This is a genomic window from Bacteroides acidifaciens, from assembly GCF_024623065.1.
Lineage (GTDB): Bacteria > Bacteroidota > Bacteroidia > Bacteroidales > Bacteroidaceae > Bacteroides > Bacteroides acidifaciens.
Window position 1 is genome coordinate 1 of record NZ_JANJZR010000048.1, and the last position, 15,109, is coordinate 15,109.

General features: G+C 42.1%; 9 protein-coding genes. 5 read left to right on the top strand and 4 right to left on the bottom strand.

Annotated features, from left to right (window positions below; all coding sequences use genetic code 11):
• Positions 1-95 precede the first annotated feature (95 nt).
• Positions 96-1,139, bottom strand: a complete 1,044-nt coding sequence (locus tag NSB03_RS13510) for a FecR family protein (RefSeq protein WP_024987637.1) — start codon at positions 1,137-1,139, stop codon at positions 96-98.
• Positions 1,140-1,192: 53 nt separating this feature from the next.
• Positions 1,193-1,780, bottom strand: a complete 588-nt coding sequence (locus tag NSB03_RS13515) for an RNA polymerase sigma-70 factor (RefSeq protein WP_004310625.1) — start codon at positions 1,778-1,780, stop codon at positions 1,193-1,195.
• 327 nt (positions 1,781-2,107) lie between these two features.
• Here NSB03_RS13515 and NSB03_RS13520 point away from each other — a divergent pair, with 327 nt between their 5' ends.
• The 5 genes from NSB03_RS13520 to NSB03_RS13540 are packed head-to-tail and all read left to right on the top strand — an operon-like array spanning position 2,108 to position 11,411.
• Positions 2,108-5,671: a TonB-dependent receptor gene (locus tag NSB03_RS13520; RefSeq protein ID WP_371826232.1), complete on the top strand. Its 3,564-nt coding sequence runs from the start codon at positions 2,108-2,110 to the stop codon at positions 5,669-5,671.
• A gap of 11 nt (positions 5,672-5,682) precedes the next feature.
• On the top strand, positions 5,683-7,461 hold the full coding sequence (locus NSB03_RS13525) for a RagB/SusD family nutrient uptake outer membrane protein (protein ID WP_024987636.1): 1,779 nt from the start codon (positions 5,683-5,685) through the stop codon (positions 7,459-7,461).
• Between the two features lie 13 nt (positions 7,462-7,474).
• On the top strand, positions 7,475-8,761 hold the full coding sequence (locus NSB03_RS13530; protein ID WP_228767176.1) for a family 43 glycosylhydrolase: 1,287 nt from the start codon (positions 7,475-7,477) through the stop codon (positions 8,759-8,761).
• A gap of 12 nt (positions 8,762-8,773) precedes the next feature.
• Positions 8,774-10,297 carry an IPT/TIG domain-containing protein gene (locus tag NSB03_RS13535; RefSeq protein ID WP_257466438.1) on the top strand — a complete coding sequence of 508 codons (1,524 nt, stop codon included), beginning with the start codon at positions 8,774-8,776 and terminating at the stop codon, positions 10,295-10,297.
• Positions 10,298-10,334: 37 nt separating this feature from the next.
• Positions 10,335-11,411 carry a cellulase family glycosylhydrolase gene (locus NSB03_RS13540; protein WP_024987630.1) on the top strand — a complete coding sequence of 359 codons (1,077 nt, stop codon included), beginning with the start codon at positions 10,335-10,337 and terminating at the stop codon, positions 11,409-11,411.
• A 173-nt stretch (positions 11,412-11,584) separates the two neighbouring features.
• Here NSB03_RS13540 and NSB03_RS13545 read toward each other — a convergent pair whose 3' ends face one another.
• On the bottom strand, positions 11,585-13,009 hold the full coding sequence (locus NSB03_RS13545) for a sialate O-acetylesterase (protein ID WP_024987629.1): 1,425 nt from the start codon (positions 13,007-13,009) through the stop codon (positions 11,585-11,587).
• A gap of 11 nt (positions 13,010-13,020) precedes the next feature.
• Entirely contained in the window at positions 13,021-15,078 is a 2,058-nt protein-coding gene (locus NSB03_RS13550; protein ID WP_136014045.1) for a kojibiose hydrolase, read from the bottom strand.
• Positions 15,079-15,109: the final 31 nt, after the last annotated feature.

Below are 15,109 nucleotides of genomic sequence, written 5' to 3' on the forward strand. Positions count from 1 at the left end.
GGACGCGACAAGAAGAGCCGGGGTAAGTTAAAATATCAGCTATAAGATTATGACTGAAGAGAATTTAAACAGGCTCTTAGGAACGTTCTAGTTTATTATTGCATAATTCTACTCACTTCTATACGTTGTTTATCAAGTTTCCCGTCTTTATTGGTTCTATTACTGATTTCTTTGCAACGAATAGGGGCACTCATTTCAAGCAAGCGTAATATTTCATTCAGAGATTCACCTTCAAAAGTCGCTTTATAGGAGTACTTTCCTAATTCAGGATCTTTCAGAATAAATTCCACGTTATAAGTCTGTCCCAAACGCTTGAATACATATTCCAGCGGGTCATCTCTAAAAATGAGTATTCCATCTTTCCATGAGCACCATTTATAAGTGTTGGTTTTATTGACGTTATATAAAGAAGTGGCCAGATTATAGTCAATTTTCTCTCCCGGTGAAAGGGAAATCGTCTTTTTCTGGTCAAGAGTGACTGCGACCTTTCCTTTTACTAACGTCACTGCTGCTACATGATCCGGAACGTATGCGTTCACATTGAATGCTGTGCCGGTAGCTTCTACAGTCAGTTGTTTGGTTTTTACGATGAAGGGATGCTCTTTATCGGATTCTACTTCAAAATAGGCTTCACCCTGCATCGAAACAACTCTTTGCTTATCATTGAATTGAGTCGGATACTTTAAAGAACTTCCGGCATTTAGCCAAACCTTAGAACCGTCAGGCAGATTAACTACCGACCAAGTTCCATAAGGAGTGAATAATTCCTGATAAGTCTCTGCAATTTGAGAAGCGGGTTTAAAATAAAGATAAGCAGATAATATCAGTAAAGGAAGAAGTAAGATAGCTGCCACTTGCTGCCAATAGTGCAGGAAGGACAACTTGGGACGAACGGAAACCGGCTGGTTTGGATGGAGAATATTCTCCATTACTTTTCTGTGCGCATTGTCCACATCTATCTCTTCCGGATTAAAAGCCGGGTGACTGACTTCCCACACATTCTTTTGTGATAGAAAGCTCCTATAGTTTTTGGGAGTAGCCGATATCCAATCATCCAGTACCTTTATTTCTTCTGGTGTAGCCTCTTTCGAGAGATATCTGGAGATTATAATTTCTATGTCTGAATCTTTATTTATCATATGCATTTTACCTTATATATAATAGACGTTTCAGAAAGAAAATCCCACATTCATTAGTGGAAAAGAAATAAAAAAAGTAGTAAATAAAAATCTTTTAATAAGATGCGGAGCTGCTTTAATGCTTTGCTGATACGTACTTCTACCGTTCTGACAGAGATATTCAGGCGATTGGCTATTTCCTGATATTTAATGTTTTCTAATCGGCTCATCTCGAACACTTCTCTTTCTTGAGGAGGTAATTGTTCCAATGCATTTTTAAGTTGCCGACATAAATCAGAATACAGTATGTAGTTTTCTGTCGTATCTATATCTATAGAATCCGATTTAAGTTCGTAAGCAATATGTTCATCTATAATCCTGCGATGGCGTAATTCGTCCAGACAGTAATTCCTGACCGCTTTCAGTAAATATGATTTTAGTGAGTTCTCAATTACCAATGATTTCCGGTCATTCCATAGTTTGAGAAAGATATTTTGCACAATATCTTCACAGGTAGATTTCTCCGGAATGTAAGTACCGCCAAACAACACCAGGTCTTTATAATAAGCATGGAATAGTCGGGTAAAAGCCTGTTTATCATCCTGTTTTAGTGCTATTACCAGAAAACGGTCGTCGGAAGTCTGTTGTTGGATATTCGGCATAGTATTGTAGTAAAGGTTCTATTGTCGGGGGTAAAAATAGAAAGATTATTTGGGATAAACGATAGTTTGAAGAAAAAATAATGCAGATGAAAAAATAATGCGATATCCAATGTGGCTTTTATTTTTAGAAACGTCTTATTGATAGAAACGAGAGAAAAACACATTTATTAACCTTTAAATAATACAAGCCATGAGAAAGACATAATCAGTGAAATCAGCTTCCGGCAACTGATAAAAAAAGGAAGGTCTGACTCACCTTCCTTTCCAAAGATTCAGTTATTCGTTAATCAACTTATTTGTAGAACCAATAACCAAACATGTAAAGGTATGAAACTTATTTCAATTAGAAAAATGAAAAAGAGAATTACTGTACCTGCGAATGTAAAAATGGGGAGAATCTGTGCTATATGGTTGTTTTGTATAGCTTTGCAAGCTATCAGTATACCTATCCTGGCACAATCCGCCCAAATTACATTGCGACTGAAGAATGTGACTGTAGAGGAGGTCTTGACTAGTATCGAAAATCAGACAGAATATCGTTTCTTATACAACAAAGACATTGTTGATGTAAGTCGTATAGTAAGCATTACTGTGAAAAATGAACGGATGACTCTGGTACTGGATAAACTTTTTAAAGGCGAAGGAGTATCTTATACGATTGAAAAACGTCAGATTGTATTAAACAAAGTTTCATCTCAACCACAGGATAACAAACAGCCGGTCAAAGTGACTGGAAAGGTAGTGGACGAATCCGGCGAGGTTCTTCCGGGAGTGACTGTGACGATAGAAGGGGCTACTCAAGGAACCATTACCGGTATAGATGGCAATTACCAGTTGCAAGTTCCGGAAGGCTCGACACTGAAATTTACTTCAATAGGTTACACTACATATACGCAGAAAATTACCCGACCGATGACGTTGAATGTGACGATGAAAGAAGATTCGAAACAGTTGGATGAAGTTGTTGTGGTAGGGTATGGAACCCAAAAGAAAATAAACTTGACGGGAGCCGTTTCAACCATCAATGTTGAAAAAGAACTGGATTCTCGTCCTTTGACTAATCTTTCAATGGCATTGTCCGGGATGAGTGCAGGAGTGCAGACATTGCAATCGTCCGGTAAACCCAACAGTGATATGGCGACCATACGTATCCGTGGTATTGGAACATTGAACAATTCCAACCCTTTAGTATTGGTTGACGGAATGGAATTATCGTTTAATGATATAAATCCCAATGATGTCGCTTCAATTTCCATCTTGAAAGATGCCGCTTCATGTGCTATCTATGGAAATCGTGGGGCGAATGGTGTTATAATGATTACCACAAAGGAAGGGAAAAAAGGCAAGACATCTGTGAATTATTCAGGGAAGTTTTCCTTGAACCAACCGTCAAATCTGATTCAGCTTGTGAGCAATAGTGCCGATTATTTCGAATTAATGAACGAATCAGCCCGGAATATCGGGCAAAGTGATATTTTCAGCCAGAACACGATAACAGAATGGAGAGAAGCGACGAAAAATCCTAATGGTCTTGCGGAGTCCGGTTATCCTAACTATGTCGCTTATCCGAATACTGATTGGTATAAAGAGCTGTTTCAGAATAAAATAATGAGCGAACATACGATTTCGGTTGTTGGCGCTTCTGACAATGTGAATTATAATTTTTCCGGTTCTTTCCTGGATAACCCGGGACTAATACAAGATACGGGGCTTCGGAAATATTACATACGCTCCAATATAACCGTGAAGGTGAAGGACTGGTTGCAGATAGGCAACCGTTCGCACGGTTATCATACAGACCAGGATCGGAATGAAGTGGATGCTTTTACTAGTGGAATACATGGGCAAAAGCTTCCACCGGATATTTATCCTGAATATGATGGAAAATTAGGACTTCCCGAAGCAGTAGAAGAAGATCCGACATCTTCCAACCCTCTTCATTTGTTAGCATCTTCTGGCGGCTCTTTCAAATATGAACAGTTAAATACTTCCATGTTTGCAGATGCTACAATCCTCAAGAATTTTGTATATCATGTTGAGTTTGACTATATGCGCTATCGCCATGATGCCGACTGGCTTTCCAAGCAAGTCGGGAGATATAGTTTTAGAAGAGGCAGACTTGTGGAGCAACCTACAACTTTAGAAAATATGTCAAAAGCAGTTTATTCGGAAGAATCCAAAAAATGGCGCTTCGTACAGACATTGGATTGGACTGGAAATTTTGGAAAACATGATTTGGGAGCACTTGCAGGCTATGAAGCCATACGTAACTGGGGATTTAATACGGATATGGCAAAACAAGGAGCTGCCGACGCAAGCTTGACAGACTTGTCTACATATACGGAATTGAGCAATATAACGGGAGCTACCTGGGAAAATACTTCCCGCTCTTTTTTCGGTCGTCTGACCTATGCTTATAAAAGCAGATACCTGTTTGAAGTAAACGCCCGTTACGACGGTTCCTCTCGTTTTGCGCCAGAAAGCCGTTGGGGATTTTTCCCGTCTTTTTCCGGTGGATGGCGTGTCTCGGAAGAATCATTCATGCAAGGTTCGCCTTTTGACAATCTGAAAGTACGTTTGTCGTGGGGAAAGTTAGGAAATAATAGTATTGGAGACTATGAATGGCAGGCTACTTATTCCGGAAGTAATTATATTTTTGGAGATAAACTGACTTCGGGATTGGCGCAGACCGTAATTGCTAATCAAAAATTGCGTTGGGAGAGTGTGACGCAGGCTAATCTCGGACTGGATTTCGCTATATTGAATAATAGGCTGGTTGGAGAATTTGATATTTACAACAAAGTTACCGATGGCATCCTTTACCGTCCGGGTGTGTATGCAACAATGGGGAACAAGATACCTGCCCGTCAAAATTATGCCGAAGTTACCAATAAGGGCGTTGAGTTGACATTGAACTGGAACGACCGTATCAATGAATGGTCCTATTCTCTCTCCGGAAATTTCTCTTATAATAAGAATTATGTCAGCAAGTTTAAAGGAACTTTAAAGAATAGCTGGGAATATGACGAGAACGGCAATTATGTCTACAAGTCGAATCTGGGAGATGTTTCTGACGGAGGGGACAACAGGATAATCGAAGGACATATTATCAATGAATATTATCTGAAAGAACCTTATAAGGGAGATGCCACTTATTTCTTTAATAACGGGTTGGTTAATCCTGCCGGAGGTCCTAAAAACGGTATGATTCGTACGGAACAGGATATGCAGTGGTTGAAAGCGATGCAAGATCAAGGTTACGTGTTCTATCCCAACCAAAAAATAGGGAAGGCTAATTTATGGTATGGCGATTATATTTATGCTGATATAAATGGGGACGGACTTTATGGAAACGACTACGATAAGAAATTTCAGAAAGTATCGTCAGTTCCAAAATATTATTATGGATTGCAGGGCGCGGTGTCATGGAAAGGATTTGATGTTTCCATGAATTGGCAGGGAGCGGCAGGCTTTTCCATTTATTGGTATTCGGTAGGACAAAATTCCACATCCACGATTTTGGGCTATGGATTATCGAAAGAACTTCAAAAAGACCATTATTTTTATGATCCGGAGAATCCCAACGACCTTCGTACCAATTTACATTCGAAGAACTCACGCCTGACGCTTAATCAAACCAATCAGGCAACAGAAGCGAGTACATTGCATCTCGAAAAAGGTAATTTCCTGAAACTGCGTAACCTGACTATCGGTTATACACTTCCACAGACATGGACACGGAAGTTTTATGCCAATAAAGTACGTGTCTATTTTTCAGGTGAAAACTTGTTGACTATAACCAAATTCTCAGGTATGGATCCGGAAATGCAGACTGGTATGGGATATGTTACAATGCGCCAGCTTGCGTTAGGTATTAATATTAATTTTTAATCTGTACGACAATGAAAAAGACTATCTCGATTATTACACTTGGCGGCATATTAATGTTGTTTGTCTATGCTTGTTCTGCAGACTTTTTGGATACGAAACCGGCTAATGTCATATCTACGGCCGGAGTTTGGGATAATGCAGAGCTGGCTGTTCAAGTTGTGAATGGAGTATATAACGCTTTGCGGGCCGATTATGCGACCAATAGCGGGTATGATGGCGATTTGCATTTTTATGATTATCGCTCCAGCATAATGGATATGGATCGCAACTGGATTTGGCATACACCGACGCTTTTCGGAGTAGCCACTCCTTCATCAACAGAGTTTCTCTCAGCCTGGAAGCGTTACTATGAATTGATTCACAGAGCTAATGATGTAATAGCTAATATAGGAAAGACACCCGATATGAGTGACGGGAAGAAAGCGCAATATATTGCAGAGTGTAAGTTTCTTCGGGCGTATAATTATTATCGGATGAATATTTTATGGAAAGGAGTCCCGCTTTATTTGGAACCGGTGACAGCCGAGGAATGTATAAAAGGGCGTTCTACAGAACAGGAAATCTGGGATGCAGTGCTGGCTGATCTGACAGCTTGTGTTGAAGAACCGAACCTGCCTGCCAAGTATGCTGCCAGTAGCTCGGACTACGGACGGATCACAAAAGCTGCCGCCTATTCATTACGGGGGAAAACTTATTTGTGGCTGAAACAATATGATAAGGCGGAAGATGATTTCAGGGCAATCACTAAGATGGGGTATTCGTTATTCGGAGATTACAAAGCTCTTTTTAAGGAAGCTAATGAACGTTGTGATGAAATGATATTTACCATTCCTTGTATAGAAAACCCTTCCGGTTACGGGTCTGTATTTAATTGGGCTTTTGGTAACCGGACAACGAGTGGCTCAGGTTGGAACAATTATCTGCCGAATCCTGCCTTTATAGACAGTTATGAGTGTGCGGACGGCAAACCGTTTGACTGGGATGATTATCTTCCCGGTTATTCTACGATGACTCCGAGAGAACGTTCCGTATTTTTCTTGCGGGATAACCTGACTGACGGGGAGATTAAAATAATGGGAAGTTATGGTGCTGATATGGAGCAATATCTTCCTAATGGAAATGAAGCGCGTATTAAGGCTGCTTATGCAGGCAGGGATCCGCGTTTGGCTATGAATGTGATAACCCCTTATTCCACATATCTGGGTGGTGTGACAGGTTCGTCAGTCTCATATACATTGCGCTGGCCATATCGGGGCTCTGACGATGCCGAACCTTATGATATCCGGACGGACACTAATGATAAGTTTTATTACTTGATCCGAAAGTTTGTGTATGAAGGTACGGAACATACGATTATGGAACGTTCTCCGATTGATATTCCATTAATCCGTTATGCAGATGTGCTCCTGAATCTGGCTGAAGCACTGACAGAACAGGGAAAATGGGAAGAAGCCATACCCTATGTCAATGATGTCCGCAGCAGAGTAGGAGTACAGGCGTTGAATACAAACGATTATACCACAGTAAAAGGTTTGGACGATATGCGCCAACGTGTCCGTAAGGAGCGATATTGGGAATTGGCTTTTGAAGAATATATGTTTTTTGATGAACTCCGATGGGGAACATGGAAAGAGAAAAAGTTTTATGAAGGCAACGGGTTGATGGAAGTCTGGGGAAATACTACCTATTCTTATTTGTGGGGTGGTGATTATCTTTGGAAATGGGCAATACCTGCTTCGGAAATGGAAAAGAACTCAAATTTAGTACAAAATGATGGATGGAATAATTAATATGAAAACACATATGCTTATTATAATAAATTTATTAGCTACACTGATGTGTGTTACATCATGTAAGCAAGATGTGGAAGAATCTTTTTTCTTTAAGATAGAAGATGGATTACAAGAATGGCATGTGGAAGCAGAAGGAGGAGAGCAGGAATATATAGTAGAAGCTAATGCTCCATGGCAAATTGTGCATAAAGGGATAGGTACATGGGCTAAAGTTTCTCCTCGCAGGAGTGAGGGAGCGGGAAGTTTTCTGATAACAGTCAAGGAAAATGAAAGTGAGGAAGAACGTTCCGTATCACTTGCCGTACAACTGGCAGGAAAGGATTATCCTGTCAATATTTCTATTACTCAGGAAGGCAAGTCCTCGGAGCCTGTTCCACCGGTAGAGGAAGATTATCCGATAGTGTATAATTCATTCCGTGTGCGTGACCCGTTTATTTTTGCGGATCCCGTATCTAAAAAATATTATTTGCATGTTCATGCAGACGATGCACTTTATCCAACGGCAGCCAATCAGATTGCCGTGGCTGTTAGCCGTAATTTGTGTGATTGGCGGAAGGCCGGAATCAGTTTTGAAGCACCGGCAAGCTTTTGGGGAAAGACTGACTTCTGGGCTCCCGACCTTTATTATTATGAAGGCAAGTATTATATGTTTGCTACTTTTAGCGGAGCGGATGAAGTACGGGGAGCGTCCGTATTGGTGTCCGACAAACCTGAAGGACCATTTATTCCTTTGGTCAACAGACCGGTTACTCCTAATGGATGGCAGGCCTTGGATGCTGCGCTTTTTGTTGATGAAAACAAGGATCCGTGGATTGTATTCAGCCATGAATGGACACAAATCTCCGATGGAACTATCGTTGCACAGAAATTGACAAAAGATTTGAAAGAGGCGGCTGACGAACCGGTGACCTTGTTTGCGGCAAGTGCAGCACCTTGGGTTATTAGAAATTCGTATTATGTATCAGACGCTCCATTCCTATACAGGGCGAATAATGGTGAACTTTTGATGCTATGGTCTAGTTTTTTGCTGGGAAAGGACGGGAATGGGCAATATGCCATTGGTGTAGCTCGCTCTCAATCGGGTACTGTTACAGGTCCTTGGATACAAGACCCTCAGCCTCTGAACCCGAATGATAATGGGGGGCATGCCATGATTTTTAAAGATTTTGATGGAGTTTTACGCATCTCGTACCATTCTCCTAATACTCCGGGAGGCAGTGAACGGCTTACGATACATCGGATTGTTGATAATGACGGACAATTGTCTATTGATTTTTTCTCGGCATTAAGTAATTAAACCTGATACAGTATGAAGTATATAATTTTATATGGAATGTGTATAATAGCTCAGATGCTATTATTCACAGGATGCGAAGATAAGGAACAGGCTTCTCCTTACTTGGCACTTGATAAGGATGAGCTAAGCCAGTCGTTTGCAGCTACTGCAGGCACTAAGGAGATAACCCTGTTTTCTAATCTGGAAGTTACCACTGGTATATCTCCTGCGGAAGCGACAGCTTGGTGCCGGTTTAGTTTGAAGAACGTAACGGAAGACGAATCGGTTCTGACTATCAGTGTGGATGAAAATACAGTAAAGCAAGGAAGAAAAGCGACTATAACTCTCACTGCTTCTGATTATCGGAATGTTAAGGTTGATGTTATTCAGTCAGGTATCATCTTGCCTATAAGACTGACGGGATTTGAGCCGCAAAATGGTGGAAAGGGAGACATAGTAACGCTCAAAGGTGAAAACTTGGGAGATATAGCGGCCAATCTGCGTGTTTCTTTCGGAACTACTGTTGCCGAAATCCTTTCAGCAAGTGATACGGAATTGCAGGTGAAAGTACCTAAAATAACGAATAGCGAGACTTGTAAGATAAGTGTGGAACTGGACAAAATGAAGGAAGCCTATACCGATGATTTTATGTATGAGAAACGTTGGTGGATAGAAAATCTGAAAGTAGACGTATTGCCTTCGGCAATCGCTGTTGACGACGCCGGAAAGAACATTCTCTTTTTACGCCGTTTCCCTGATGACCGGATTCCGGCTGAACTGGGACTTTATCGTTTGTCGGAAACAGGTGAAGTATCTTTCCTTGCCGGTTATGATCGTGTGGCGGGAGGATATGGCTTTACAAGTGTTGTTTATGATAATGTTTCCAAGAAGTTTTATACAATAGCTGAATGTGGAGGTACGGCAATCCAACTGATTGTAGTTGATCCGGCTAATAACTGGTCGACCGAGGTGAAAGCAGTCGAAGCAGGTATTGACGGCTATTGGGGTGTTGGATTGACTGCTAGTAAGGATGGTAAATTATATACCCGGCAGGGATGGACAAATACTGTTATAGAAATAGATCCTTCGGCATGGACTGCAAAAACAATAGGATTGGTCGAACGGCATGGTAGCCAGGAGTTTTCGACGGCTCTTGCTGTTGCTACTGGTACGAATCATTTGTATGTGCAAATCAGGTCGACGTCCGAACTGGCATATATTGATGTCACGACAGGTGAAGTTACTTGGTTGAATACTTCTACCGAGATTGGGTATTGGGACGGTGCATTTGCCGAGGCCCGTTTCTTGAGGGGGGAACAGATGTGTTCGGACGATGAAGGTAATATTTATATTGTTGACCAGGACAATCATGCTATTCGTATGGTGAATGACATAGGAGTTTCAACTGTCATTGGCGGCAATGGTTCCGGTGCGGTAAATGGCATTGGCAAAGATGCAAAATTATGTGCTCCTTCGGGATTATGCATGGATGCTAACGGGGTTATGTATATTGGAGACACATGGAATGCCTGTATCAGAAAAGCAGTTTTTGAGTAGTATTTTTATATTGTAGAATATTGAAATATAGAATCTTATGAGAAATATATTAGTAGCATTTTTTATTGGCGTTATATTGTTTGGCTCTTGTAATCAGACAACAACTCCTGTTCGTGAAGTCTGGACAAAAGAGCAGGCTAATGAGTGGTATAAACAATGGGGATGGCTTCGTGGATGCGATTTTATTCCAAGCACGGCAATCAACCAAATGGAGATGTGGCAGGCAGATACTTTTGATCCGGTGACTATTGATCGTGAACTGGGTTGGGCGGAAGAAATAGGTATGAACTGTATGCGCGTATATTTGCATCACCTGGTTTGGGAAACAGATAAGGAAGGTTTTAAGAAACGTATTAATGAATACCTTACTATTGCCGACAAGCATCATATCTCTACCATCTTCGTCTTCCTGGATGATTGTTGGAATCCTGTATATCAGGCTGGAAAACAGCCGGAACCACAGCCGGGAGTACACAATTCGGGATGGGCACGTGACCCGGGTGATCTGTATTATAAAGGCGATACGGCAGTGATACTTCCGGTATTGGAAAGCTATGTGAAAGATATCCTGACTACCTTTAAGGATGATAAGAGAATTGTGTTATGGGATTTATATAACGAACCCGGTGGTTCGGGTGGATATAAATACGGTGAAAGAAGTCTGCCGTTATTGCAGAAGATATTTACGTGGGGACGAACGGTGAATCCGTCGCAACCCTTGTCAGCCGGAGTTTGGGATATGAGCCTGACTAATCTGAATAAGTTCCAATTGGAAAATTCGGATGTGATAACATACCACACGTATGAAGGCTTGAATTCGCATCAGCAACTTATTGATACATTGAAGCAATACGGTCGCCCGATGATTTGTACAGAATATATGGCACGTACTCAAAATAGTACTTTCCAAGATATTATGCCAATGCTGAAGAGAGAAAATATCGGTGCAATCAACTGGGGACTTGTAGCCGGAAAAACAAATACGTTCTTTGCATGGGACACTCCATTGCCTGATGTTGTTGAACCTCCATTGTGGTTCCACGATATATTCCGTAGTGATGGAACCCCTTATTCGGAGGATGAGGTGGATTGTATTCGTTCGTTGACTAAATAATTTCATAATGATGGCTGTGAGGAATATGTAGGTAATGAGAGTAGGGATATGCCTGTTTGGTTGTGGGTTCCTTCTTCCTCACAGCTATCCCTACCATGATTCCAAAATCTATCCTAAGCAAGTCATATTTCATTTAAAACCGTACTGAAATCGAACCATTTTGGGTATAAAGATTATTCCTTCACCTCCCAAGTATCAGTTCGAAAAGATGCCACCGGAATACCATATCGACTATAAAGCGTCCCTTGCTCATAATTCCGGAAACAATAGCGGACGGCTACTGGAATAGCGACTTTTTCACAACTTACTTCAAGACGTCCTGTATATTTCTCAATCTGTGCGGTAGCAGGATAAAACACATGATCGCTCCCGGCCACCTCCACGCCTGAGATGGAAGCTCCCAAAGGTGCAAGGCCTTCACTACCACAATCAAAGGTCAAGTATGCCTTGCCATTAACCACCTCCATCGATTGATAGACAGGCGTGTCCGGATTAAAGCCTCTTAATCCATAGCTCCCAGAAAGAGCCAACAACGCCAACCGTTCGCCGACTTTACGTTTACGGGCCGGATGAATACAATTACGATCACCGATATCCATTGTCACAACCATATTACTGTTTGGAATCTCTTTCAAGTTCAGCAATTGTGCCTCACGTAATAAAGCACTCCCTACCAATTCTGTCCCTTCATATGCAAAAGGAGCAATCTGAACATAATAGAAGGGCAATTCACCTTGCCCCCACGCCTCACGCAACATCTTGACAAAAGCCGGCTGTAGCCTGCGATATAAATCCGGATTCTTACGATTGGATTCACCCTGATACCAAAGAAATCCCTTGACGGTATATTGCTCAACAGGAGCAATCATTGCATTGTAAAGCATACAAGGCTTATACTTCGGTCGTTCAATAAACGTTGTATCGTCAAGAAAACTAAGATCGAATGCCTTAAACGGAGCTAACGCCTCACGGCTCATCCATGCCTGAATGGCGGTTCCGCCCCATGAAGAGACAATAATGCCAACCGGCACATCAAGTACTTTTTGGAGATAGTCTGCAAAAAAATAAGCAGTTGCACTCGCTTCAGATACCACTTCCGGAGTGTTTTTCAACCATTGTGCCCGGCAATTCTTTTGTGGCATTCGAGCTCCTTCCTGTCCAATCGTACAAATTCGTATGGGTCGTGAAGGTTTGGCGTGTACAATCATATCCACAGCATCCTCAATAGGCTGATTGGCTTTTCCCATCAGAGGCATTTCCATATTCGACTGACCGGCACATAACCACACCTCACCAATCAGCACATCACGAAGCATCAATTCCTCACCGTCACTTAAACTTATTGAGTAGGGTCCTCCCGCAACGGGTGTCTTCAAACTTGTACGCCACATTCCCGCTTCATCTGCCCGAACTGTATAAAGTTTCTGATCCCAGGATGGACGGATAGCAACCGTTTTCTTGGGAGACGCCATCCCCCATATTTGCACATCAGTTTGCTGTTGCAAAACCATGTTGTCAGTGAAGAACGAAGATAATACAACTTTAGCGCGCACACTTACCGCACACCATATAGCCAAAAGAAAAACAAGAAATCTCATATCCCGTCCATTTATTGAATGATATAATTCTTTTTCTCTTTTCCTATTCCTTTCAGAGTCAGAGATTTCCATGCATCAGGGATTGAGCCTTTTCCGGCAACAATTCCTTTATCCGTAATATCCAGTCCGCCGAATCCCATCAGTACGGACTGCAATACACCGCCTGCCCCTGTCAGGAAATAGGGATTCGTACCACCATCAAACTCGGCTATTACCCGGAAGGGCGGATTCAGATTAGGAAGATAGGAATCTCTGAAGTAATGCCATGCACGTTCACGCTCCCCCAAGCGGGTAAATAAAATAGAGTAGATAGACTTCGACATGGCAGGTGTCTTCTTTCTCGGAACAGTCTGTAGATAATATTCCAAATCCTTCCGAATCTGCTCTTTATCCGTTATAAGCTTTAACGGGAAAGCCAACAGGCAGACATCAGCCTGTTTGGTTATAGCTCCGTCATAGGTATCATGCTCTGCCGTTACTCCATTGGCAAGTTTCCGGAAACAAAGTTTCTCCGCCACAGTCGTCCACATAGGGTCTGACTTTACATTTAATAGTTTGGCAGCTTTGCAGGCAGCTTCCAAAGTGGATTTCGCAACACCGTTTGTATAAGCATTATTATTCACGTTCTTTCCTCCTTGAGGATTCCGGTTCCATTCATCTGCTCCAATCACATTTCTGATTTCATACTCTCCCGCTTCATCCGGTTCCGAACGGCTTACCCAATATTCGGCAGCGGCACTAAGAATGGGAAATCCCTTTTGACGAAGCCATTCCAAATCCTGCGTCACCGCATAATATTGCCAAGCTGCCATAGCTACATCTCCCGTAATATGATTTTCAAAAGGACCGTAAATGTTGGTTACTGTATTATCTTCGTTTCCTTTATCACTACTTTCCCACGGGTACATGGCTCCTTTATAGCCATGCATGAAAGCGTTATGTCTGGCTGCATCCAAACGCTGATAGCGGTACTCTATCATTGATTCCGCCAATTCGGGATGCAGCAATAATAAAGCCGGAAAAATCCACGTGTCAGCATCCCAAAATACGTGCCCGTTGTAACCGAAACCCGAAAGCCCCATCGGAGAACAAGACAATCCCGAACCTTCCCGCACAAAAGCATACGTGTGATAAAGCATGCTGCGAATGTCTTGTTGCGACTGAAGATCGCCCTCAATCACAATATCGCTTTCCCAAAGCTTGTCCCATGCAGCGATATGCTTGCTCCATAATCGTTCGACGCCCTCTACTGCTGCAAATGCCGTCAACCGTTCCACTTCATTCTTGACGTCAGCATGAGTAGCAGCGGAAAGTGTCGTCCCGATAATCGAAAAAATGTAAGGCTGGCCTGCCTGCAAACGAACCATAAATTCTTGTGTATGTACCCCGACTCCGTGTGCACTCCGGTGGCAGACTTCCGGACGGGGAAAAGAATCGTCGAAAACAAACGATGAACAAGCCCCGATTTCAAGTTCCCGGGTCGGAGATTTTGCGATTGATGTGCAGAAATCAATCGCTGTCTTTCCATTGAAGATGCGGTTGAAAGATTCCTGCGGACTACGCAACGATTCATGCACCGTCAGTATATTCGCCACAGCTACCTCTATATTTTCTTTCGGAACGATCCGTACACGCAGTAAACACGAATAAGGTAAATGACGTAATGCGGTATATTGATATTCGATACGGGCAAGCGATTGATAATCAAATTCTCCGCAAAACAATCCCTGACGCATATCCAAAGTCTGTTTATAACCGGATATTTGGGAAGCTTTCACCTTAGTTCCGTTTATCTGCAATTCCGTATCCAGCATATTGATGCCATGCAAGAAATTATTCACTCTTCCCTTTCCATAGATATCATAAAATCCTCCCAGCACGACACGGGAAATCTTCAAAGGATCGGGGGAAGAGACTAATCCCAGCATACCATTGGCTACCGTTATTCCATAATAGGACGAAGGTTCAATCTGTTCGGCAGTTATTTTCCAAGCATCTTGCGCAGACACACCAATGACAGGCCATAGACCGCTCAACAGCAGTAATATTAAAAAGTTCCTTTTTCTCATTATTATCTCTATTTTATAAGCCTTTTGTAAA